The organism is Gillisella taibaishanensis, assembly GCF_001938985.1.
GTDB lineage: Bacteria > Pseudomonadota > Alphaproteobacteria > Rhizobiales > Rhizobiaceae > Allorhizobium > Allorhizobium taibaishanense.
The window spans coordinates 32,841-55,597 of record NZ_MKIN01000014.1; the positions used below are offsets into that span (position 1 = coordinate 32,841).

Sequence of the window (22,757 nt, forward strand, 5' to 3'; positions counted from 1 at the left end):
CCATGGCCGCGATCACAGCAGATCTTGAAGCGTCAGCGCCTCCTATCCTCAAATCACCTGGTTTCTGGAAGGGCGTCTTGCGGCGGCTCAGTCGCAATCCGGTGGCACTGGCGGCTTTGGGCGTCGTCTTGCTTCTCGTGCTCATGGCAATCTTCGCCCCCTATCTTTCCCCCTATGACCCGGCAAAAGGCAGCGTTATCCGCCGTCTTAAACCTATCGGCACGCCCGGCTTTCCGCTCGGCACCGACGAGTTGGGCCGTGACATGCTGTCCCGGCTGATCTACGGCGCGCGCCTTTCGCTGGTCATGGGCGTCATTCCCGTTCCGGTCGCCTTTGTCTTGGGATCGACGATCGGCATCATCGCCGGCTATGTGGGCGGCATCACCAATGCGTTGATCATGCGCACGATCGACGTGTTCTACGCCTTCCCCTCCGTGCTGCTGGCCGTTGCACTGTCCGGCGTGCTTGGCTCAGGCTTAACCAATGCCCTTGTGTCCCTGACCGTCGTCTTTATTCCGCAAATCGCCCGGGTTGCTGAAAGCGTCACCACCCAAGTGCGGCAACTGGATTATGTGGATGCCGCGCGCGCATCCGGAGCGCCCGCCCACACGATCATCCGCGTCCACATTCTCGGCAATGTTCTAAGCCCGATCTTCGTCTTTGCAACCAGCCTGATCTCCGTATCGATGATCCTGGCATCTGGCCTGTCATTCCTCGGCCTTGGTGTGCGCCCACCCGATGCCGAATGGGGCCTGATGCTGAATACGCTGCGAACGGCGATCTACACCAATCCTTTCGTCGCCGCCCTGCCGGGCGTGATGATCTTTATCACCTCTGTCTGCTTCAATCTGTTCTCCGACGGACTACGCGCAGCCATGGACGTAAAATCATGAGTGGTGTTTCCCCCTACAGCCAGACGATCGGCATTGGCGACCGAGGCGGACCAGCGCAGCCTCTCATTTCCGCTCGTGGGTTGCTGAAACATTTTCCCGTCAAAGGCACTGGTCTCTTTCAACCGAAGAAAGTGGTGCGCGCTGTCGATGGCATCGATTTCGATATACTCAAGGGCGAAACCCTGGGTGTTGTCGGCGAGAGTGGCTGCGGCAAATCAACAACGGCCCGTTTGCTGATGAACCTCATCGTCCGGGACCAGGGCGACCTCCTGTTCGATGGGGAAACGGTCGGCGGCACGCTGCCGCTTGTCCAGTATCGACGGCAGGTGCAGATGGTGTTTCAGGACAGCTATGCCTCGCTCAATCCACGGCTGACCATCGAGGAGACGATCGCCTTTGCACCGCAAGTGCATGGCGTCCCCGCAGCCAAGGCGATTGCGCGTGCCCATGACCTTTTGCATCGGGTTGGGCTCGAACCCAGCCGCTTTGCCGGGCGATATCCTCATGAACTGTCCGGCGGGCAGCGGCAACGCATCAACATCGCCCGCGCCTTGGCCCTAGAGCCAAGGCTGATCATTCTCGATGAGGCTGTATCGGCTCTCGACAAGTCGGTCGAGGCGCAGGTTCTCAACCTGCTGCTCGATCTGAAGCGCGACTTCGGCCTGACCTATCTGTTCATCTCGCACGATCTCAACGTTGTGCGCTTCATGTGCGACAGGGTCATGGTCATGTATCTCGGCAAGATCGCTGAAGTTGGCAGCCGGCAGTCGATTTTCGAGAATGCCAAGCACCCTTATTCATCGGCACTTCTGGCCTCCATGCCCAAAATCGACCCAGCAGAGCGTACGCAGGAGCCGCCATTGTTTGGTGATCCGCCCAATCCGATCGACCCGCCCAGCGGCTGCCGTTTTCACCCGCGCTGCAGTTTCGCCGAGCCCGTCTGCAGCCAGACAATGCCTGCATTGGCCGGGGTATCTGACGTTCAAAGCGCCGCATGTCTTATGTGTGTTCCAGGCTCCGGCCATGGCCGCGCGCTCACTGCGATGGAGGCCTGAGATGGTACAATCCGATGTGGCAATCGATATCAGGGATCTATCCGTCACGTTCAACCGTGGGCCGATCCCAGTCAAGGCCGTCAATGGCGTCAACCTCCAGGTCAAAGCCAGCGAGATCGTTGCACTTCTGGGAGAATCCGGCTCCGGCAAGAGCGTGACGATGCGCTCGCTCTTGCGCATGCACCCGAAGGGCACGCGGATCGAAGGATCGATGGATGTCTACGGGCGCGATGTCACTGCCCTTTCGGCGCGCGAACTCGCCGATCTGCGCGGCGCTGTCGTCTCGATGGTGTTTCAGGAACCGCGGCTCGCCCTTGACCCGGTCTATACGCTTGGGACGCAGATCGAGGAAACGATCAGGCGTCATGAAAAAGTGTCCCGTGCAGTGGCCGCCGCACGCGCGCTCGCGCTGTTTGAAAAGGTCCGCATTCCCTCTCCGCAGCGAAGACTGCAGAACTATCCGCACGAAATGTCAGGCGGGATGTTGCAAAGGGCGATGATCGCCATGGCGCTTGCCTGCACCCCAAAAGTCCTTCTCGCTGATGAACCGACAACGGCGCTGGATGCAACCGTTCAGATCCAGATTCTTCTTCTTATCCGTGAGTTGCAGAAGGAGTATGGATTATCCGTTATCTTCGTTACCCACGATATCGGTGTCGCAGCCGAGGTCGCCGACCGTGTCGCTGTCATGTATGCGGGGCGAATCGTTGAGGAAGGCCCCGTCGGAGAGATTATCAGCGATCCGAAACACCCCTACACAAAGGGCTTGCTCGACGCGCGCGTGGAACGTGCGAATGGCAGAGACCAATTGATCACCATTCCAGGCGCGCCGCCCGACCTAGCCCATTTGCCAACCGGCTGCGCCTTCGCGCCTCGCTGCGCCCATGTGACAGAGGCTTGCGGGATTACTGTTCCATCGCTGGTCTCGACGCAACGATCCGGCAAGGTCGCTTGTGCCCTATATGCCTAAACAAACGAGGACAACCCAGACATCAATTCCAGGCTGATCAGTATTAAGCCACACTTGTCCTAAAGCATCGTGCGTATTATCAAACGCACATATGATACTGTAGGACTTTAAATTTGCTGCATAATTTTTTCCCGAAATCGATTCCAGCTCAAGGAATTATGCATTAGTTCGGAAGCATCATGACGCACATCATTGTTATCAACCCCAACACATCGGACGCCACGACCGCGATGATGACGGGTATCGTGCGCCGATTGTTGCCGGCCGGGATCACGGCTGACGGAATGACCGCGGCATCAGGCGTGCCCATGATCCTGAATGGCTTGCAGCTTGCTGCTTCCGTCGCAAGCGTCAAGGACATGGGGTTGGCCGCAGCTCCACGCACAAACGGTATCATCATCGGTGCGTTCGGAGATCCCGGTCTCGAAGACCTGCGGCAACTGCTGGATATACCTGTCTGCGGCCTCTTCGAATCAAGCGTTCTGCAGGCTGTAGAAGCGGGTCAGCGGTTCGGCATCGCGACGGTCACCCCGGATCTTGTTGCAAGTTTCAGCCAAAAAGCTGCCGCTCTCAAGGCGAGCAGTTTCTTCACCGGCACGAGATTGACCCAAGGCGATCCCCTGTCCCTCGCGAGAGATCCTATTCAGCTAAAAGCTGCACTCTCAATTGCCGCAAAGCAATGCGTCGACCAGGATGGGGCGGAGGTGGTGATCATTGGCGGCGGGCCACTGGGCGAGGCGGCCTCTGAACTCCGCAGAGAGCTATCCATCCCCATCATCGCGCCGATTACCTCTGCGGTTAAGAGCCTGATTCGTATGATAAATGACCACACAAACGCCAGCTAGCACACAGCCGCCGCCTAAGTGACTGCGCTCCGTTGATTCATCGCTAACGCCAGATCGTCCATTGATTTCACTAATGTTTCACGCGGAGTGCTACGGTGCCATGGGTCGACCGTTCCAATAGATTTGTCCGCATCTTGCTGCAGGACAAAAAAATAGGCCCGCCGAAGCGAGCCTTTGTTCTGATTTGCGATATTACGACCTGCTATTTTGCCAAGAGACCCAGCTTTTCAAGGTCGCGTTTCCGGTAGAATCGGGCGTTACGGGCAGTGGGTTCATAAACTGGCTCGATGCCCAATTTCGACAATTCCATCCGGAGTGCGGCACCGAACCTTCCGGATTGCTGAGCATACTGAGTGAGCGAAATATGCTTGTCGATAAAATCCTGGACGGACTGCGCGACAAAGTATTTCTGAGTCCGACGAATCGATGGGTTGAAGCCGTCGATCACTTCAAGCCGGTTCAGGCGAAGAAGCTCCGCGACAGTAGATGTTGTAGTCGATAGCCGGTTTTTGACCTGCTCAGCATTCAGGAGCTTTGGGTCCGGGTCGAGAGGATCAAAAAGCGGGATGTCGTGTTCCTCCGCTGCGTGCTTTCGATTGCGAACTAGGATAGCTTTAATCTCCGAGACATCAACGCCAAGTCCCGAGATCAACCCGGTGTCGTCAAGTCGGCGAAGGCTTCCAAGCTTGCCATCAATTGCAAGTTCAACGAATTGAAGCGTTGTGCAGAACGTAGTCTGCACAACGGTTGCAAATTTGCACAGCCGCAGGTGTTCGGCTTCGTTGGCGCTGGTGGCCTGCAATTTCAGTGCGAACTTTTCGAAATCCGACCGGCGAACGCGTGAAAAGACGCGGACGCCGTCTTCGGAATCTCCGGCGCGGGGCAGGAGGTCGGCTTCGAAGATGGCGCGCATCTGATTGACGTGTATGCCCAAAACGCCTGCCACCTCTGTTGACGTCATCGTGTCGAGAGCATCGGCCAAAACTTCATGACCCTTCTGCGCATCGAAATAGAGTCGACCAGCACTACGCTTCGATTGCTCCAACAGGCCCGCCTTCATCAGCAGCTTGCAAACGCGCTCTTCATCCATCGCAAATTCAATGCTGGCAGAGCGGATCGAATGAAGCCTGCGTTGCCGTGTAGGAAGAACGAACAGGTCATCCTTCCCAATGGGCAGGTATCTCTCTGCGATCTCTTGGAAAAGGTTCACAACCTTCTCGAATTCCCCTTTTTTCCGATTTCGGCGCAACCATGGGCGCAACTCGCCAAAGAATGCTCCCATTTCTCGCGAAAGCGGCCTTTCCGAAGAGGCCGCTTTCGCGATAACCGTTTCAATGCGATCCGCACCTGCAGCGGCGATGTCGAATCCCTTCTCGACTAAATCAATGGCTGTGTCGGCCACTGCATCTTGGTCGTTTTTCTCGTGCGCGTGTGCGAAACCTCCAAAATAGCGGCACAGGTCATGCGCAACATAGCCGTCGAATCCGTCCAAAAAGGCATTGGTAGGTTTGCTCGCGATACGGTCGCCAATGTAAATATCCATCCTCCTCGAACCAACTGGTGCCATCGTCGCCTCATGTTCGATGGTGGTAAGGTTGGTAGCCACAAACCTTGAAAAATCGCCCAGGCTCCGTGTGACCGCCGGTTTCTCCATGATCTTGCAGCCATGGTGCGCGCAAGTTTGGATTGCCCGCGTCATCCAGTTGATCCGGACGTACGGGCGCGTGGCCGGTCGGCCGGTTCCCTCGCGCAAATCTGCCACAACGCATTTCGGGCAATAGCGATGATGAGGCCCCGTCCGCATCTCCTTGTTCATCAGGACTGATCCGAGCCTCCAGTTGCTACCGCCGCCTGCACTCTTGAGGTCGTTTCCCGACAGCGAGGAAACGTCGACGCCTGACCACTTCGAAAGCAGTTCGACAGCCTTAAGATTACCCGCCTCGAACGCTGCGGCGTTGACTGCGTTCAGCGACAGGAAGTCCTGCATGGAGCGATAGCCATTGGCGAGTGCCAGACGGGATACCAAGCTCAGGCGGGTTTCGTCAGCATGGTAGTTCAAGGTAACGCGAAGGGTCATTTCGATGCCTTTTTTCTGGAGCGCTTGGGTTCTACCTGCTTGGGAACGAGATCGATGAGAGCGTTGCTGCGATCAAGATCGACCCAAGCCTTCGCCGTAATGATGTTTTCAGAAGGCAGGCTGCCGGAGGTGCGGCCGTAAACGAATTCAAAGTCCTTAGCCGTAACCGCCGCATGACCTTTGGATAGGGCCTTGAAGCAAGCTGCACGCGCCATTTCAATCAGGGTACCGATGCCGCCACCCGTCGCTTTCACAAGCCGCCCAAGAAAGTCCTCAGTCGTCAGAGCCTTGTCGACTTTCAGGCCGCAGTTGGCAGCGATGTCGGCAAGAATTTCTTGAACACGCTTGTTGTCAGCCGGGGCCGACAGCGTATCAAAACGCATAACATTCGACCGGTTGGGCATTTGCTGGTCACCGGTGAACAGGTCCGACAAATCTTCGACCCCGCTCAGGATCAGGTGAAGGGGCCAATTTTCGATCACCAAGAAACTCTTGAAGCGATCCTTAAGGCCCATAACCGCGTGGGAGGAGCCGCCTTTCTTCAGGTGCTGCGCCTCGTCGAGGTGGAGGAGGATGGTTCCAGAGGCGCGGAGCTGGTTCTTCAGCTCGTCGTAAAGGACAGTTTCATTCGAACGGTAGCTGCCATCAGCACCGAGCATGCGAAGGATGCGGATTGCCAGGTCTTTAGGGGTATTCGTGTACTCGACCTCGATGCTCAGCATCGGGATGATCGTCTCGTTGTGCTCGTTCCGGTAAGGTTTAAACTCGTCGAAGCTATCCAGCACGTGCTTGAGTGCTGTTGATTTTCCGGTGCCGGACTCGCCGATGATCGCCAGGGTGCGGCGGCGGCTGCCGCCTCCTGCCAGGCAATCCTGTGCGTGTTCCCAGAACTCTTCGATTCGAACACGGAGATGTTTGGTCAGCGGGGTAGAGACGATACGGCTGCTCTCGCGGACACGGAGCGCGCGAAGTTCCTCAACCTTATTGATCATGATCAGTATTCCTCGTCGTATTTCGAAAAATTGGAAATGACTTCTTCGGTTTCGGAATCCTCGTCATCCTCTGCCTCACCAGCTTCCTGGGCGGCCTGTTCCATCTTGTCCTTGCTGAACAGTTCCGGTTTGTTGGTGACAACGCCGAGATGCAGCGGGTCATCTGGGAGCGGGCCTTCCTGGAGCAACGGCGGCAAATCTTCCGACGCCACGACATTCCACGCGCCGAACACCTCGGTCTCCCATTTCAGGAAATCGGCTTCAGTCGGGATGCGGGGCGAAAGGCCAGCACGCAGGGTCGCTGCTTCACCGATTTTACGAAGGCGGTTGATGGCCTCATACATGACCTTCAGGCCCTGTTCCGCAGCGGTCGCATAGTGGGAACGAAGTTCATTGCGGGCGGCGACCCATTCCGCCAGGGTTACGGTGTCATCGAGACCAACGGTATTGCGTGCTACGAACCACCCTTTGTCGGACTTAAACGCCACCTGTGCTACGCCTTCCGGGTCGAACTTGATCCAGACGTCGATTTCCCCGTATTTGGTGCGCATGCGTTGAAGTTCGGGATCGTCATAAGTGATGCCCATGAACGTGACGCCATAAGGAGTGACGCGGCGTTTGACCTTGTGGCCGAAAATCTGCAGCATTTCAGCCGAACCTGGCGGGTAGTCGATCTCATATTCCTGGCAGGCTTGGACCCACGCATTGTGGGGAGTGTTTCCTCCAAGGCCTTCGTGCGGCTTGTTGTGGTAGATGTCGCAGATCGCGAAGATGAAAATCTTGATCAGTTCCTCGACCAGCAGACTGGCGTGCCTCTGCGGATCATAATCACCCTTGGCAACGACGTTGTGGAAGGTGCGGCCATCGAAATACGGGGTGATAAGCAGCCCGATGGAATGAAACACCTTCTCGATGAAAGGACGGCAGGTTGGCTGGCCTGCAGGCGGGCGGGTTGCTTCGATACGAGCGAGGCGAAGGACGTCCTGGGTCTTCTTGGCGATAAACTCCGAGCCGTTGTCATGGGTGATGAACCACGGGCGGATTTTTCCGATCCAGGGCGTTTGCGCATCCACATGCGTCGACAGGTGACGTTTATCGGTCATGATCATGCGGATCGTGGCGACAGCCGATGCACCGTTCGGAACAAGGCTTGCCTTGAAGGCCAGGATATAACGAGTGGCCACGTCGATGGCGGCACCGAAGTAGATGCGCTGACGCGGGATTTTATCCTGAATGTCCTCCGGCAGGATCGCCCAGATTCCGGTCTCCACCAGCAGGGACACGAGATCGACATTGACGAAGTCCATCTCGATGCGCTGGCCGGGGGCAAGCACGGTAAAGCTGCGGCGGATCGCCATGAACTTACGGATGGCGAATTTTTCACCCAGGCGGCTTGCTACGACGTGGAACGCATCGAAATTGGCGATCATCGCCTCGAATTTTTTGCGCGAGACTTTTTCGACCTGGCGGTGCACCGCGACGGTTTTGTTATGCTGCTGGAGGGCGGCCAGATAATTGCGGTAGGTGTGGGCCTTGGTGGGACGGCTGCGGTCCAGATAGCCCATCGCTTCTTTATGCGCGAAGGCAATCGAGGCTGGTTTGAATGAAAACAGCTTTGGCCCGGGACCGTGATGGCGAGGCAGAAGTGCCATCACATCCATGTCGCAGCCGTAATACATGTCGTGCCAACGTTTGAAGGTTTTGGCGGTCGGACGTTTAAAGACGATGATTTCCTCCGCCTGATCGGCGCGGCCTTTCTCTTCTTCTTCATCCAGATCGATGAGGTCACCAATGACGTCTTTCCGCCATTTGCGCAGAAACGGCTTCAGTGCATTCTCGGAAAACGGCAGGCGTTTACGCTTAAGCTCGCACTCGTCCGCATACTTTTGCAGCATCTTCTCGCGCCAAAGCGCGATAGTCTGGAGATGCGGCTTGTCGTCGAAGTCGCTCCATTTCTGGTCGCCGAAGGCTGCGCGAAGCGCCTGCTGAGCGACGCCATTATGGCCGTATTTGATTTCGGCCTGATTGGAATCGAGTGCCTTGTAGATTTCTGAGTGAGTAAGGAAAATCTTGCGCTCGGAATCGTTCTCGGCCTGCATCATGTAACCGAGGTCATCGCGCATAAGCGGGATGAAGTTTTCTTTGCGCTTTTTATCTTCGTAAAGGTCCTTGCGGTCCATGCCGATCATGGAATGGATGAAGCGGCGTGCGGGTACAGGGCGAAAATCCACGGGATGTCCTTTCGTTGAATATACGGTGATGAAGGGGTAGGTTCAGGCAGCGCGCAGCCAGGCGAGTTCATCGATCAGGCCGGGATTGACCGGTTCGATGAGGCCAAGGTCGAGGAGACGCCAGATGGCGGTACGGCGTTTAGCGCGAGGCCAGCAGTTCAGGAGCAACTGACCAAAACGGAAAGTACCGGGCAGTTGTTGAACGATGTCATAGAGAGCGGCGCATTCAGCCTGGTCGTGATGAGCACGAGACGAGAGCAGGAAATAAGCGTTTTCGAATGCTTCCTGAGTTGCCTGCGCGTTGGTAACGAGAACCACAGCGTCGGCCACTCCGACCGTGCGCTTGCCTCCCTTGGCGATCCCGGTAATCCCGTTGTTACAGATGCGCTCGATCAGATCGAGCATCTCCTCGCGCTTGCGTTCGTACTTCACGACGATTGCGACACGGGTGCCGTCGGCAAGCTCGATGAAGTAGTCGCAGGTGTGATGATGGGCGACGCCATCTTCATCGACCCATTCGACCTTCGGGTATTGTGAGATCAGCCGGGCAAGGCCGCGATAGGTTTGGAGAACGACACTGACACGATGTTCAAGGCCGCTTTCGTGGTAGATGACGGTGTCACGATAGAAAGTGTGACCCCGGGTCGTCTTCGCCTGTTTGAGCGCAGGAGTGCGCAGGGCGAGGCCATGATCAGGCTCGTGCCAGGCGGAGCGAGGTTTGGCTGCCATCGAGCCGCTGGTTACTGCAAGGTAGCTGATAGAAGCAGCCGGTAGCGGCGATTGATCGACACTGGAGACCGATCCGTTCGGGAAGGAAAGTTCACGCAGTCCCGCGCGTTTCAGGTAAAGATGCTTGGCGATCTTATGGGTATGACGCACGTCCGTGCTCCTCAATTCGGCAAGGCTCCGCCCTTGGCTGAATAGCCAAAGGATGCTGCCTGATGTTTTGGGGTAGGTTGCGTGGCCGCAGGCCCTAGGAACGGTCGAACGTTTTCAGGCGTTCGCCGACTGACGAGAAGAAGCAGTCCTTGACGTCATAAGAGCCGAGGCACTCGACGGTCGAGAAATCGTCAGCCGGATGGTATCCGAACCAGTGGGGCTTGGCGTTGCGCTTACGACGCTTGGGACGCGCGTGTTCGTTCCGTGTCGCCACGGTTTTCATTCCAGGTTTTGCCATTGATCTGATTTCGCTTTAACTGCTAAAATCTGTTCGACGTCATGTCGATGATTGAAGCTGCCAAGCCGCTGTATGGCGGCCAATGAGCGGATAATCCGATATCTTTGCGGCCATGGCAGCAGTCGAAATCAACTGAGACAAGACTCATTTCGGTTGCAAAAACAACCTGAGGGCGTGGCGGATCAAAGCCAGGCGACGTGTCGCAAGGCCTCCATTGCAGACCCATGGTCTTGTGTTGAGAGACAGGCGGACCTGGAATGCGCGTGCGCGCCAGCAGTCGTTAAGGCAGTTAGCCTGCGAACCCGTAGCGAGCGCTTGGCGCTTGATGGGATATTCGGAAGAACGACATACTCTTCTCCAAAGGACGTGGCGAAACGAATGCCATTGCCAGACAGCCGAGTCCAGTCACGGTCGTTAAGATTTTATTAAACTTTGAAGTATGGTTAACGTGATCGCTCCAGGCTGATACATTGTCCCATGCAGCCTCGTGCCGAACAAATAGGGTAACCGTACTGGAGAACCCTACAAATGGAATTTGTGAAGCTAAAAAGACTTGGTGAGGTGCAGGAAAAGCTGAAGACCGTTCTGAGCGAACTTGGCCTGAAACCGCGCTATGACAGAAACTGGGGACGAGATATCTGCTTTCAAAATGAAGACGGCAGCCTGCATCACACAGTGACCATACGTGTCACGGATGCGTTCTTCGAAGATTCCCCCAATCCCTGGAAGGGAACATGTCTGTCGATTGCGGATGTCGGAGAAGAGCCGCTGGGCTATGGCGACTGGAAGTTCGTCGAGTGGGGCTGTTCCTCCGATACCCCGAAATTTCGCGGCGACACCGATGAGGTATTCACCCAGATCGCCACATACCTAAAAGAGTATCCGGTTCTACGCATTCGCAATTCGCATCCCGACCTGATCGACAATACTGACTTCGTAAAGCTCCTGCGCGCCATTGAGCCAACAATTCAGGACAAGACAGATAGTCCGATAACTGTGAACAGGACCGATGGTGTCCTTTCAATCAACTTTGACACTGGGGATGACAAGTGGCGAGTTGATGTCGCCAATTTCAAAGCGAAGCTCATCGTCAATGACGAAGAAGTCGATAAGGTCGGCGGTTTCCACGTCGACGAAGCTAAGGAAATGGTTTGGAAGGAATTGGGCAAGCGCAAGGTCCCAGACCTCGGCTTCTGACAACTCCTACGGCAATCCCTGACCCGTGCACGGGTCAGGGACCTTCTTCCTCTCGTAGGATATGTTCACGCCATTCCAGCGCCCTACGGCGTGCAGGATCGTGGCTCTGTGCCATGCTTCCGAAACCCGAGGGGTTTTTCCACCGCCCACTCGCCAGCTTTTGCCTGGCCGCCTGATCTAGGTCTACGTCTTCACCGGTAAGGGCGGCGTGGATGACATGGCCAACGGCGCGATAGATGACCGGCGGTGTCGTTTCGCAAATTTGCGCCCGTTGCTCATCGTGTGAGCCAAAAAATAACCAGTCGTCTGGAACCCCCTGCAGCCTTTTCAAAATCGGCAGCGATAGCGGCACGGAGTCGGTATGCAGGTCTTCAAACCGGGGCTGGACGATGTGGCTTACGGTTTCGTTGAAGCCGAACTTGTGCCATTTATCGAACCTGTCAGAATTATCGCGAATGAGGCTCAGCGTGTCCGGTACAGATTTATCGCCGTGTTCGGACAGCCATGCCCGCGCCCATTTTCGGTATTTGATCTGGTCTGGTGTCCTCGCTTCTTCGGGGATCGCCTCGATTTTGGGCAAGAAACCGAATGCCACGTCAGCAATGGTATCTCCAACAGTTTGACGTATCGGGTTCGCCAGGATCGGTTGCCGAAGCTGCGATCCATATTCCTTTGCCACACCTAGTAAGATCGATCTCGGACGTTTCTGCGGGACGCCGAACGATAAAGCGTCAAGCTCGAAATCCGTGATCGCGTATCCCAGATCGTCGGCCTGGCGTGCCAGCCTGTTGCGAAAGGGAAGATGCTTTGGGCCGCGAAACTCCGCAGACGTTTCAAAGAAGAAGGCTTTAGGCCGGATATCGCGGAGCAACTGAAACGCGTGACCGAATTGCTGTCGCTTGTCGTCTTCGCCTTTGCCTCTTTCCTTGAACGGTTCGTCCCGCAGCGTCGCCGCAAGAAGATGCACATCGTGCTTGCCTAAGCGATCAATTTGCCCGCTCAAATCGGAGGCGAAACCGTCGCCGTCGATCAGCACGCACCGCTGGTTCCAGGCGTTCATTATCCGTCTTCCTAGTTTCTTATGGTCCCGAGGCTCAAACCTCAGCTCTGGCATGCTTGTACACTTACAGAGAACAACTTTTGCACGTCTCGGTCTGCCTCGGCGGATTGAAATGTAGGTTGCATGAATACGGAAACCGGCAGCATCCAGGCCGAGGGCTTCAACACCGCTCGCGGCGCGCACAATAAAGGCATTGAGTTTCTCGACTGGTCTTGGCGAAAGGCGTTGCGACAGCATGCTGCCGTTATGAACTCCGGCGAGGTAGGCAATGGACGACAACGCGTCCCATTGACCGTAATTGGATGCTTCGGAAGGAAACCCGCCTAGAAACCCGCCTGTTTGAAGCGCCACAAGTGCTTGTCTCGCTTCCGCAAAATATCTGAGTGTCGGATTGCCAATTCCGGCAAGGCCCCAGTTTGATTTTGGAATATCGCGTCCCGGGAATATTTCATCGAATTCCTTGAGAAGGATTTTCGCCAGCGCGATAATATCCTCTTCCTTCTCGCCAAAGAACGTTTCCTCAATCGCACGAACTTTTACGCCCTCCTGACGTAACGCTTCGATTTCTTCATCGCTTACGTCTGCGAAGAAATTGTAGTCTTCGACCGTCTCATAGTAATGACGCACATATCTCAGCCGCTCCGCATATCCCTCCAAAGCGATATGCAATTGCCTGACCGAGGCGGTGAACGACTGCTGTCGCTCACGCGCCATGCGAACACATTCGGCCTGGACACATTCGTCCCGAAGTTTATGAATTATCGCGATATCCGGGATTTTCGAGCGCTCAGGAATATCGCGGAGTAGAGCGATTTCGTTGGCACCGAGAGGTCCACCGGCATTGCTGAGATTCATTGCCTGCGCGATGGTCTCGTCATCGGCACGCACGAGTGCGCGAACGCCGTCATACCCTGTCCCCTGGGACTTTATGCGATCTTCGTAATGCCCGAGCTTCGACGTAACTGCCATGTAGGTGGCGATCTCATCTTCATTCAGGCCGCAGTCGCGCAGAAGGGAGATGATGTTTGCGGTTTCGTACGACCCTCGAAGGCAATCAATCTTCTTGGCGAGCGCAAGAATGCCTTTGCTCTGGTTCAGGCGCATCCGGCTGATTGCGATGCCTGCTGCGTGGAGCTTTTCATCGGATGGCGATCTCTTGCTGGTGCGTTTTTTGGGAGGCATTTGCGACGAGAATTCCTTGCGGCTGATTTATATTTCAATTGCCACACAAGGAATTCTCGTCGTCCAAACAGAACAATTAAACCTTGAACTAACGTGATGGAAATCCATGTTCGGACCTCGCTTAAAAAACTTTTAGCGGCATCGATCCAAAAATGCGCTGTAATTTCAGCGCACCGCTGAATCATGATGTCGCGTTAGGCGGGGAAGTAATTGTGAAGCTACTTAGAGGCCGGGACACGAGTTATTGTATAGAAGGCTACAGATTTCATTGATTTTGCAACAGATGAGGCCATCTTGGCTCAAATAAGATGGTCAGGGGTCGATCAAAAAATCAAGGATTGGGTCATCGGACCGTTATTTTAGCTTAGAATTTCGATATCGTGTGCTTTCAATATTTCGGTGAAGGTGGCGAGGCGCGTTTTTCCGGCTTCCGGAATTTCGGCGTTGAAGAAAGCACTTTCGGAAAACGTACGGTCGAAGGCTGTCGGCAATTCTTCCATGATTTCTAGCATGAAGATGAAATCTTCGTGTAATCCCTGGCAAATTCCGTCAGCCAAGTCACACAACTCCTTCTCACGTATTTTCGTTAGTGCCTCTGCGCCTGTCGCAGCGACTTCTGGAAAAGCCATTCGCCTGTCACTGTAAGTGTGGACAGCGTCTGTGAGACTACTGATCTTTTCATTCAGAAGTAGGAGTTTGTTCGCTAGATCGCTTTCGTTGCTCCAAAAAAGAAACGCCAGTTCTTCGGTGGTAAATTCGAGGGGATCGCGACTTATTCCCGACATCGATACCATTTTCACTGCAATTGCCCCCTCGGTTACTCCGGCGGCGTTTGCGTCATCCACTGCGCTAATAATCAGGCCCATCAGGGAATACATTTGGTTGGTTAGGGCCATTGCCTTGACGCCAATATGCAGTGCGATTGTTTTGTTCTTTCTACGTTGATCTGCCACCTCCAACCTACGGACGCGACGGCGCTCCGCCGCGCTCTGTCGCATGTTTCTTCTGAACTCTGCTCGGGAAATCAAAAACTGGATAACACCAGCAACAGACGCACCCACGACGGCACCTAGCAATGTGGATACAAATAGCTGCCCTCCATCACTGGTTATCCAAGTGAAGATGGAAGGTGGTGGCACACATGCTTCAAATGCATGGGGTGCCAGCGAGCAGAAGGCCTTCAGAAAGTCGTCGATCATGTTGCTTCCTGCATCCTGAATAAAGTCACGGAATCACACTCTGGTCCGGCCATGTCGACATGTGGTCCAGGGCAACACCTAATTCCTTCCAAATTTCACGTCAAAGACGTTTGGGTTTAACCGCGTTGATCACGCGATCAATGACATCGGGCCCATCCGATTTCATTGGCGGGCCGTCAACGAAGTCGGTGCCGGGCTCCACCGGGAAAATCGACAGCTCTTGCATCCCAGAATCTATTGCCCGATGCGCGAAGTCGCGCTCTGGCGGCTTCATAGACGGGTTAGAGACAAAACTGATGAAGCCAGCTATCAGGTCACAGAGCTGGAGGGAGGCGTTCTCGTGGCTCCGAGAGGCAGTGGTGGATTGAACGTTGATGGGTAAGTTTAGCGTTTTGTCGCCAACCTGAATTATTGCCTCTTCTGCCTGAGGGTTCGTCATGACCTTCCACAATTGGGACCGCTTAAAAAAATGAGTGCTCTCATCATGAACAACCTCGAATGGTCCCTTATAGCCCTTTTGCCAGAAGCCCATGCATTGCAGGACAGCGGTGAGATGAAGATCATTGGTGTCATTAAAATCACTTAGATCATGGAATTGCTCAAAACTGTCTGCGCCACGAGACATCATACTCAAAAACATTTCGGACCCGTAGGGAGCAGCAACCAGGTTTGCTCGTAACGTCGCCTGGAGCGCGCCGAGAGTTTCTCCTGATGGTGTACGGGCGAACGTATTGTAGGACTCCAAAAGCTCCGTGGAAGCGCGCTCATCCATGGTTCTGGCGATTGCATAATTTGCCATGTTGGCAAACCGAGCTGCGTAGTTATCAGCGTAGAAATCATACCTCATTGCTCTAAGCATGGGTTCGACTAGATTATCGACCATTTTGCAGATGATAGAGAAGCGCTTGTCGATTTTCGCTCCACAAAAACGGTTACCACGCTGTCCGACCACTTTAGCGAAGGATATAAAAGACCGGCGACCGCTCTCGCGCCTGAACAATGACCTAGACTTGAGTTCCGGCCCCTTTGCTCGGGGAAAGCACTCCTCAATGATTTCAGCTGATTCAGCCTCCGAGATGTTGGTGCTTCCCAAAGTAAAATAGGGTTGATTCCGATCTAGGAGATGCGCGCCGGTTTGACCGCTCTCGTCGAAATATATCCTGCGCATCAAACTATTCCTTTGGGCACGTTGCATACATGTGGCCGTTTGACAGAGATTAGCAACCGGCGGTTTTTTCACCAGACCCAATCGTAGCTCAAGGTAGTTTCCCCCTGTGACTTTCGCAACTCAATTAACCTTTGCCAATGCAATGTAGGGATGCAGCGCAATGCTTAAATCTAGGGCTCATGAAGACGCCGCATACGTGAATATCGGCGACCTGAATGACAAGCATACTGACAAACACGAGCGCTATCGCCGCCCTGCAGGCTTTGCGGTCTATCTCCAGTAATCTTTGTAACACGCAAGATAGAGCGTCCTCTGGACTTCGTGTTGCTACTGCCTCAGACAACGCCGCGTGACCGAGTTAAGCAAAACCTGCTTGGTCTGTTTTTCGCCATTGCTGTCATCTTTATGGCTAATATCGACTCCACGTCGGCCATCAACCGTTATTTCGAGCTTACTAAAGCTGTTATTTTTCGTTGCAGTGCTACCTGAACGTGATGACGAGCAATGTATAAAACTGTAGCATCTGGTCCTGATAAGCGAAAAGGTGAGAAACAATGGTTGCTAGGGTTCTGGATGAGATAGGCACCAATCCGCCGAAAGAAATTCGGGCTCTGATAAAGCTTTTAGGGTTGGCCGCACAGCCTGATCCGTATCGCGATTTTATCAATGAAAATTCAAGCAGGCTGCCGAATTTTGAGGCTCGCAAATCGTTGCTAGAGGGAGGCTACTTTCAACCACAGGATTTCTTGCATCTCTTGCATGCATGCGGAGACGGCGAAGGGACAAGTACCTCAGCTCTGATGCCTCTGTTACGACGTCTGATTGAATGGGGGCTTGTGGTTGATCAATCCATGTTCGGCAGCCACGCTTTCGTAAACTATTCTTGGAGCCAGCCCAGAATCGCGTTGTTTGTGACTTTACGGGTCGTGGATAATGTTCTCCTTGGGCCCAGCTATGTTGCTCGCAAATATCGCGGCAGCGTACCAGCTGTGTACGTTCGGCGAGGTGAGGACGAATATACGGGGACAGGGTTTCTGGCGACTAATAGAGGCGATGGGCTAAAATGCGTAATTGTTACTGCAAAGCATAACGTCGATCCCGAGGAGGGGATAACGTTCGTTGGACTAAACAAGCCCGAAGGCAGCACTTTCAATCCTATTAGTGGTAACTGGATTTTGCATCCTAAACTTGACCTCGCACTTCTCGAAGTTGAATACAATAACACCATCGCTCCGATTTTCCCAATCGGGAACCCATCGGTGCTCACACGAACCATCACCCTCGGCTACCCGGCAATAGCTACGACTGACTCGTCCTATCTCTTGGCCCACGGTGGCGAACTAAACGCCATCGTCAACACCTACCACGGCGAAGATCGGCTAATCATCTCAAATGTGGTCGCACCAGGAAATAGTGGTGGGCCTGTTTTGGACGAGGCAGGACTATGTCTAGGCGTTGTAGTCAACTCATTTGAGACCCAACACGAGGGTGGAGTTGAAAAGGCGAATTCTGCCATTCCAGCTAAACATGTACTGGATTTTATCGGGCCCTACTGCAGTTAGGTATGTTGACTCAAACTTAAATGTAAATGGTGATCTAGAGCGGGAATCTGACCGCGCTCACCGCTTCTCGTCTGCCGGTAAATGTGATTGGTCAAGTGATCAGGCAGCCCTGAGCGTGGCTGAGTGGCAGGAGAATTTTGATCCTCCAGTTTTTGCGACGTAGCTTTAAATCAAATGTCGTTCGGATAGAGTGCGCCAGCGATTTGATTTAGGCTTTCTTCACATGGATACAGTTGCTTTAGCTTTGGAACAAAAACTCGGCGACTTGTTCGACGACGCGGATTTCAACACTGTTCACCGGCAAATGTCACCCTTCAACCTTTTCGAAGCAGTTGGAGCTGTCAGAGCTGAGCTTCGTCATTCAAATTTTCTCGCATATCTGCTGTCTCCGAGCCGTCCACACGGCCTTGGACCATTGCCATTGATCGCCGTACTACGTTCTATTCTGAGCCGCATTCCATCGAATGAGCGGCCGATCATGGCCTTGGAGCTTGTTGCAGGTGACCTTGATGATGCAATTGTCTATCGGGAGCGAGACGATATCGACATCATCGTTGAACTGCCATCTCTCAATTTTGTGGTCGCGATAGAAAACAAAGTTGGCAGCAAAGCAGGAGATGGACAACTGGAGCGGTACGACGTCCGTCTCAAAAAACTCTACCCGGACCATCGACGACTAATGGTATTTCTAACACCAGATGGTACCAACCCAGACCATGCCGGATACGTGGCGTATGACTACGGAGGCATCGTAGAAACGCTGGAGAGCATAATTACCAATCCGCTGGAGCCACTTCCATCGGAGACAGTGCTCATCATAAATCACTACATTGACCTCGTGAGGAAACACATCGTGACCGATGAAAGACTGCGATCACTTGCCGTCAGACTCTACGAACGGCACAGAGAGGCTTTCGACTTCATATACAATTGCCGACCCGAGCCAAGAAATTTGCTTGCTGTGGTGCGTGAGCGAATTGAGTCCATCGAAGGGCTAACCATTGAAAGCACAGGCAGCAATATTATCCGTTTCACTCCGGATGTTTGGGATACGGAACTCCAACTGATGAAAGCTGATCTAACTAAATGGACCAAGACCGGTAGGGGATTACTTTTCGAGGTGAAGACATATCCAAATACTCCAGGCCGAGTAAATCTCTCGCTTATTCTTGGGCCATGCGACAGCGCCATGCGATCCTATGTTTATCAGGCTGCGATGGCGAACCCGAAGCTTTTCCAAGGCGTCGTGAAGCCCATGGGAGTGCAGTTTGCAACGATATTCAGCCGCGATCTATTAACAGCCACCCAAGCGACGGGAATGTCTTTCGAAGGTCAGGAAACGAACGTTTCTTTAGCTTGGTCGAGCTTTCAAAGTGAACAACTTCAACACCTAATGTATGCGATCCTTGAGATGGACCAGCAACTCGTGGAACAGCAAAAACCGGAAATCGCATGAGACAGCGGTTATCTGCTGCATTGATCAATGCAAATGGACGCAGAAAGATATTGACTCTCCTCCATGTGTTCTTTATTTGTTCCAATCATGAAAAAGATCGCTCTGCACCTCATACGAATATCTCGCTGATCCGCTGCCTCCTTTGAGGTTGTGATTAACTGCGTGTATTCGAGTTGTGTAGATGAGTATTCAGTCGTTGCCCTTTGGCAAGACGTCACATACGTCGCAAACCGGTCCCTTTCAGCCCAGATTTAGCCGATGCGTAGGCCGCTTCATCGCCAGGGACCAACTGGCGCGTGATATCGCGTGTTTGTTGGAATTCGACGACGCAGTTTCAAGTTGGAACTGCAGGTCCCTGCTACTCCGCAATGGTTTCGATACCTATTCGCCCGACTTCGTCGCCGAACGCGAGCGCGACGTTTTGGTTATCGATGCGGTTGGGCAGTACCGCCCTCCCTCCTGGATTTCCGAAGCTGTCAGTCATGAAGGTTTCACTTATCGACCACTGTCACGTGGCGACATCGATCCGGTCCGTCTAAAAAACTGCAAAGACTTACTTCAATGCTCCGGCGGTGACGTAAGCTTGGGAGATCGGGTAAGATTGCTGTCGGTTCTGGAAGACCAATCCTCCCTAACCTTGGCTGAGAGCCTCACCCTATTCCAGGACACAAAGCCGATACGTGGCCTGGCAAACATGGCCGTTGGGCGCTTCATTGAGATTGATCTCGATACCGAACTCATCGGACCCGAGACCATTGTTCGCCGCTATCGCGGCTGAGTCTATCCACCACACCAAGTTCACTGTTCGAAAGTTCGCGCCTCAGGCTGCGAGGAGGATAACTGTGCCTAAAACAAAGCATTCACTAAAAACACCACAGGACGCCGCATTGTACTGCACGCTGAGACGTGCACTCAGGCAGGCTCCCGATTTTATCGGAGGCTCTGACTGCGTAGTTCTGCTGAATGTTCCTACAGACCAATCCGGCGAGGACTACGATACATGCGCCGAAAATATCTTGCTTCGATTGTCTGCGGACAGAGACGACATCGCCTACATGATGATCGCCGCCGCCGATAAGCCAAGAACCGTCATCAAGAAGATGGAAGGGGAGTTCAGCCGAAAACGTCGCCTTCTCATCTTTAAGGAAAATGGCGTTGAACTGCCAGCTCAGGTCATGTTGGGCGTGGATGTCAAAGTCGACATCCCGCCAATCTCGACGACGGACTTTCGGATCGGTTGCCGGATTGCTTATCGGATCGATGTCACTCGCGCTGAAGCAGAAACCGCGATGACATACCCATTGCAGCATGTTTGGGCCGCCTTGCGGAGAGGTCGTCCAATCAGGAATGCGTTGACGCGGCTGGCAGAACAATCGGCCCTCAGTGCCAAACAATCGAGTAATAAAAAAGAGGGCCTTCCGCCTTTACAGGATATGTTCGGGTACGGCGCAGCCAAGGACTGGGGGCTTGAGCTTGCCCAAGACCTGAGCGATTGGCAGCGAGGCAAAATCGATTGGTCGGAAGTCGATACCGGGATTGTTTTGTCGGGACCGCCTGGAGTTGGAAAGACGCAATTCGCTGCTGCTCTCGCCCGACAGTGCGATGTACCGATCATTGCGACATCTTTGGCCAGATGGCAGGCAACAGGTCACCTGGGTGATTTGCTGAAGGCCATGAGAGGTGACTTTCACAAAGCAAAGGAAAGTGCACCTTGTATTCTGTTTTGTGACGAGTTGGACAGTTTTGGCGACCGCAGTTCCTTCTCACCAGACAATAGAGACTACAGCACACAGGTGGTAAACGGCTTCCTCGAACACCTGGATGGCCTCGATGGGCGTGAAGGGGTCGTCGTGATCGGCGCAACCAACGCTTTGGATCGTATCGACCGTGCCATCTTGCGACCTGGGCGATTGACCAAACATGTGGCCATTTCCCTGCCGACTGCGACAGACAGGATTGCTATCCTTCAGCAACAACTTGGTCAAAAATTGCCGAGGAAAACGCATCGGAGGCTGATGGCTGCCACCGGTGGGTTTTCCGGAGCCGATCTCGCAAAGATTACCAGAGACGCTAAACGTGTTGCTCGACGCGCCAAACGCGACGTGACAGTGGCTGACATCATCAAATCTTTGCCTGAAATGGTGGCGATCACGGGCGAATTGCGTCGCGCGCTTGCTGTGCATGAGGCAGGCCATACCGTCGCAGTCGTCGCGCTTGAACATGGCAAGTTCTACGGTGCCATGATCATCGACCATACGCGTAACGACAGTGAGAGTGTACCCGGTGGCGGAGCATACTTCGAGGTGCCCAACGTCGGATACCGCACAGTTCAAACCTACAGGGATCGAATTGCGGTTCTGTTGGCAGGGATTGCCGCCGAAGAGGTGCTCCTAGGGGCTGTCAGCGACGGAGCTGGCGTAGGTCCGAACTCTGATCTCGCCCAAGCCACCCGCATCGCCACGATGTTACAGAGTGTTATGGGGATGGGAAACCGTCTTCGTCATAGCTTGGCAAAAAGCGACCGCGAGCTTGAGACCCTTCGACTTCACGACCCCAGTGTCGCAATCTGGGTAGACGATATACTCCGGAGCGAGTTTGAACGGGCGAAGCAAATCATCCGAAGTCAGCTGAAACTCGTTGAGGCTGTTGCCGACGAGTTGGAGGCGAAAGGGAAGGTTTCTGCTGACCAGGTTGCAGAGATGGCGGCGAAGCTCAATGCGCCCGAACGCAGATGATCTGCAACCCGCTCGGCTATCTGCCCGAACGTAGCAAAAACAGATATCGCCCCAGCATTGTGATCGAGCTTTTAACTCGAACGCATGTGACTGAACCCAGGAGTAAATCGAGATGTCCAGCAAGCTGGTTCTAAAGTCAATTTGGAGCAACGGCTCCTGTACATACGCGATCACCTTCAAAAAGATGTCGAGTGAAGACAAGCGGGAAGTGGAACAACTCGCTGACAAGGCTGGCTATACTCGGAATGATGACGTTTGGGCACCGCCCAGGGTGGTGCGGGGTGTGTCGGAGTTTTTCCACGCCATGAACAAGGCCGGTTTCTGCCTGGAATTTGACGATCCTGAAGACGCTCCGTTCGACCTTCAACAGCTGCATCTCACAGCTGACACCCGAGGGGCTCTGGAATGGCTTGGGAATTTCGAACTGTACCACCTGTCAGGCTGGGCACCCGTGCAGGCCGAGGGGAGGTTGGACGGACATCACTTCTATTTTCGTGCGCGTGGCAGTTATTGGCGTTTTGAACTGGGCGGCAACGAACGACAGACGCGATCACCGAGATGGTGGTACGAAGAATCTTGGCCATCCGTGACAGGTTTCGAGGCCGGTTACATGACCGACGAAGACGCCGTTTGCTGCATTCTGAAGGCCATCGATTTTTACAGGAATGGAGACAATCGTCGGTTTATGCCGGAACACCCGGAGTACGAGCGCACGATCTTAGTTGGCTGGTCTATCGGCGCTCTGAGTTTACACACCGCGATGATCCGGTTAGCCATTTCCGGCCACGAGGTTCTTCGAAGGATGCAGGAATTGAAAATCGAATTGCCATATACCGCCGACCGAGAGCTTAAATATGTTGGAGGGTTGCCCGTGCGGCTGATAAAGCCAATTGCTGGCCGCTGAGCGGTTAAAACAAAAGTTAACGCAAAGAGTGGATGGTCTTGACGTTAACAAATC

Annotated in this window: 18 protein-coding genes and 1 pseudogene; 11 read left to right on the forward strand and 8 right to left on the reverse strand. The window is 54.0% G+C overall.

Features of this window, described 5'->3' with window-relative positions:
* Positions 1 to 2 precede the first annotated feature (2 nt).
* From BJF91_RS00365 to BJF91_RS00380, 4 genes are all read left to right on the forward strand, one after another.
* A complete protein-coding gene (locus tag BJF91_RS00365) occupies positions 3 to 893 on the forward strand; it encodes an ABC transporter permease (RefSeq protein ID WP_075612509.1) in 891 nt (296 codons plus the stop codon).
* Positions 890 to 1,948 (forward strand): ABC transporter ATP-binding protein, encoded by a 1,059-nt coding sequence (locus BJF91_RS00370; RefSeq protein ID WP_075612510.1) that lies wholly within the window; start codon positions 890 to 892, stop codon positions 1,946 to 1,948. The genes BJF91_RS00365 and BJF91_RS00370 overlap by 4 nt, the downstream gene beginning before the upstream one ends.
* A 1-nt stretch (position 1,949) precedes the next feature.
* The gene (locus BJF91_RS00375) at positions 1,950 to 2,918 is read left to right on the forward strand and encodes an ABC transporter ATP-binding protein (protein WP_075612511.1); all 969 of its coding nucleotides are present in this window, start codon (positions 1,950 to 1,952) and stop codon (positions 2,916 to 2,918) included.
* Between the two features lie 179 nt (positions 2,919 to 3,097).
* A complete protein-coding gene (locus tag BJF91_RS00380; RefSeq protein WP_075612512.1) occupies positions 3,098 to 3,763 on the forward strand; it encodes an aspartate/glutamate racemase family protein in 666 nt (221 codons plus the stop codon).
* Positions 3,764 to 3,965: 202 nt separating this feature from the next.
* Here BJF91_RS00380 and BJF91_RS00385 read toward each other — a convergent pair whose 3' ends face one another.
* From BJF91_RS00385 to BJF91_RS00405, 5 genes are all read right to left on the reverse strand, one after another.
* On the reverse strand, positions 3,966 to 5,840 hold the full coding sequence (locus BJF91_RS00385) for a TniQ family protein (protein WP_075612513.1): 1,875 nt from the start codon (positions 5,838 to 5,840) through the stop codon (positions 3,966 to 3,968).
* Positions 5,837 to 6,832: an ATP-binding protein gene (locus tag BJF91_RS00390; protein WP_075612514.1), complete on the reverse strand. Its 996-nt coding sequence runs from the start codon at positions 6,830 to 6,832 to the stop codon at positions 5,837 to 5,839. The genes BJF91_RS00385 and BJF91_RS00390 overlap by 4 nt, the downstream gene beginning before the upstream one ends.
* 2 nt (positions 6,833 to 6,834) lie before the next feature.
* Complete coding sequence (locus BJF91_RS00395) at positions 6,835 to 9,063, reverse strand: integrase catalytic domain-containing protein (RefSeq protein ID WP_075612515.1); 2,229 nt, start codon at positions 9,061 to 9,063, stop codon at positions 6,835 to 6,837.
* A gap of 42 nt (positions 9,064 to 9,105) precedes the next feature.
* On the reverse strand, positions 9,106 to 9,942 hold the full coding sequence (locus tag BJF91_RS00400; protein WP_083943008.1) for a hypothetical protein: 837 nt from the start codon (positions 9,940 to 9,942) through the stop codon (positions 9,106 to 9,108).
* Positions 9,943 to 10,036: 94 nt separating this feature from the next.
* Positions 10,037 to 10,216 (reverse strand): hypothetical protein, encoded by a 180-nt coding sequence (locus BJF91_RS00405; RefSeq protein ID WP_139310540.1) that lies wholly within the window; start codon positions 10,214 to 10,216, stop codon positions 10,037 to 10,039.
* 552 nt (positions 10,217 to 10,768) lie between these two features.
* Here BJF91_RS00405 and BJF91_RS00410 point away from each other — a divergent pair.
* Positions 10,769 to 11,437, forward strand: a complete 669-nt coding sequence (locus BJF91_RS00410; protein WP_075612517.1) for a frataxin family protein — start codon at positions 10,769 to 10,771, stop codon at positions 11,435 to 11,437.
* Between the two features lie 34 nt (positions 11,438 to 11,471).
* Here BJF91_RS00410 and BJF91_RS00415 read toward each other — a convergent pair whose 3' ends face one another.
* The 3 genes from BJF91_RS00415 to BJF91_RS00425 all read right to left on the reverse strand — a co-directional run bounded on the left by BJF91_RS00415 (position 11,472) and on the right by BJF91_RS00425 (position 16,046).
* Positions 11,472 to 13,679 carry a DNA cytosine methyltransferase gene (locus BJF91_RS00415; protein WP_083943010.1) on the reverse strand — a complete coding sequence of 736 codons (2,208 nt, stop codon included), beginning with the start codon at positions 13,677 to 13,679 and terminating at the stop codon, positions 11,472 to 11,474.
* A gap of 359 nt (positions 13,680 to 14,038) precedes the next feature.
* Positions 14,039 to 14,878: a hypothetical protein gene (locus BJF91_RS00420; RefSeq protein WP_075612519.1), complete on the reverse strand. Its 840-nt coding sequence runs from the start codon at positions 14,876 to 14,878 to the stop codon at positions 14,039 to 14,041.
* Between the two features lie 100 nt (positions 14,879 to 14,978).
* A complete protein-coding gene (locus tag BJF91_RS00425) occupies positions 14,979 to 16,046 on the reverse strand; it encodes a DUF3800 domain-containing protein (RefSeq protein ID WP_075612520.1) in 1,068 nt (355 codons plus the stop codon).
* Between the two features lie 215 nt (positions 16,047 to 16,261).
* Here BJF91_RS00425 and BJF91_RS24665 point away from each other — a divergent pair.
* The 6 genes and pseudogenes from BJF91_RS24665 to BJF91_RS00455 all read left to right on the forward strand — a co-directional run.
* Positions 16,262 to 16,396, forward strand: a pseudogene (locus tag BJF91_RS24665) (flagellin N-terminal helical domain-containing protein); the annotation flags it as partial.
* 204 nt (positions 16,397 to 16,600) lie between these two features.
* Entirely contained in the window at positions 16,601 to 17,608 is a 1,008-nt protein-coding gene (locus BJF91_RS00435; protein WP_075612521.1) for a S1 family peptidase, read from the forward strand.
* A 223-nt stretch (positions 17,609 to 17,831) separates the two neighbouring features.
* Positions 17,832 to 19,064, forward strand: a complete 1,233-nt coding sequence (locus tag BJF91_RS00440) for a PDDEXK-like family protein (protein ID WP_075612522.1) — start codon at positions 17,832 to 17,834, stop codon at positions 19,062 to 19,064.
* A 181-nt stretch (positions 19,065 to 19,245) separates the two neighbouring features.
* The gene (locus tag BJF91_RS24670) at positions 19,246 to 19,842 is read left to right on the forward strand and encodes a hypothetical protein (protein WP_075612523.1); all 597 of its coding nucleotides are present in this window, start codon (positions 19,246 to 19,248) and stop codon (positions 19,840 to 19,842) included.
* Positions 19,843 to 19,906: 64 nt separating this feature from the next.
* Positions 19,907 to 21,799, forward strand: coding sequence for an AAA family ATPase (locus BJF91_RS00450; RefSeq protein WP_162843815.1), 1,893 nt, complete (start codon positions 19,907 to 19,909; stop codon positions 21,797 to 21,799).
* Between the two features lie 112 nt (positions 21,800 to 21,911).
* Positions 21,912 to 22,703 carry a hypothetical protein gene (locus BJF91_RS00455; RefSeq protein WP_075612524.1) on the forward strand — a complete coding sequence of 264 codons (792 nt, stop codon included), beginning with the start codon at positions 21,912 to 21,914 and terminating at the stop codon, positions 22,701 to 22,703.
* The last annotated feature ends 54 nt before the right edge of the window (positions 22,704 to 22,757 follow it).

Bases quoted from the DNA above. Each gene is read 5' to 3' on its own strand.
- BJF91_RS00380 (WP_075612512.1), top strand. From the start codon at position 3,098: ATGACGCACATCATTGTTATCAACCCCAACACATCGGACGCCACGACC.
- BJF91_RS00390 (WP_075612514.1), bottom strand. From the start codon at position 6,832: ATGATCAATAAGGTTGAGGAACTTCGCGCGCTCCGTGTCCGCGAGAGC.
- BJF91_RS00385 (WP_075612513.1), bottom strand. From the start codon at position 5,840: ATGACCCTTCGCGTTACCTTGAACTACCATGCTGACGAAACCCGCCTG.
- BJF91_RS00365 (WP_075612509.1), top strand. From the start codon at position 3: ATGGCCGCGATCACAGCAGATCTTGAAGCGTCAGCGCCTCCTATCCTC.
- BJF91_RS00435 (WP_075612521.1), top strand. From the start codon at position 16,601: ATGGTTGCTAGGGTTCTGGATGAGATAGGCACCAATCCGCCGAAAGAA.
- BJF91_RS00455 (WP_075612524.1), top strand. From the start codon at position 21,912: ATGTCCAGCAAGCTGGTTCTAAAGTCAATTTGGAGCAACGGCTCCTGT.
- BJF91_RS24670 (WP_075612523.1), top strand. From the start codon at position 19,246: ATGAGTATTCAGTCGTTGCCCTTTGGCAAGACGTCACATACGTCGCAA.
- BJF91_RS00410 (WP_075612517.1), top strand. From the start codon at position 10,769: ATGGAATTTGTGAAGCTAAAAAGACTTGGTGAGGTGCAGGAAAAGCTG.
- BJF91_RS00440 (WP_075612522.1), top strand. From the start codon at position 17,832: ATGGATACAGTTGCTTTAGCTTTGGAACAAAAACTCGGCGACTTGTTC.
- BJF91_RS00415 (WP_083943010.1), bottom strand. From the start codon at position 13,679: ATGCCTCCCAAAAAACGCACCAGCAAGAGATCGCCATCCGATGAAAAG.
- BJF91_RS00370 (WP_075612510.1), top strand. From the start codon at position 890: ATGAGTGGTGTTTCCCCCTACAGCCAGACGATCGGCATTGGCGACCGA.
- BJF91_RS00420 (WP_075612519.1), bottom strand. From the start codon at position 14,878: ATGATCGACGACTTTCTGAAGGCCTTCTGCTCGCTGGCACCCCATGCA.
- BJF91_RS00375 (WP_075612511.1), top strand. From the start codon at position 1,950: ATGGTACAATCCGATGTGGCAATCGATATCAGGGATCTATCCGTCACG.
- BJF91_RS00425 (WP_075612520.1), bottom strand. From the start codon at position 16,046: ATGCGCAGGATATATTTCGACGAGAGCGGTCAAACCGGCGCGCATCTC.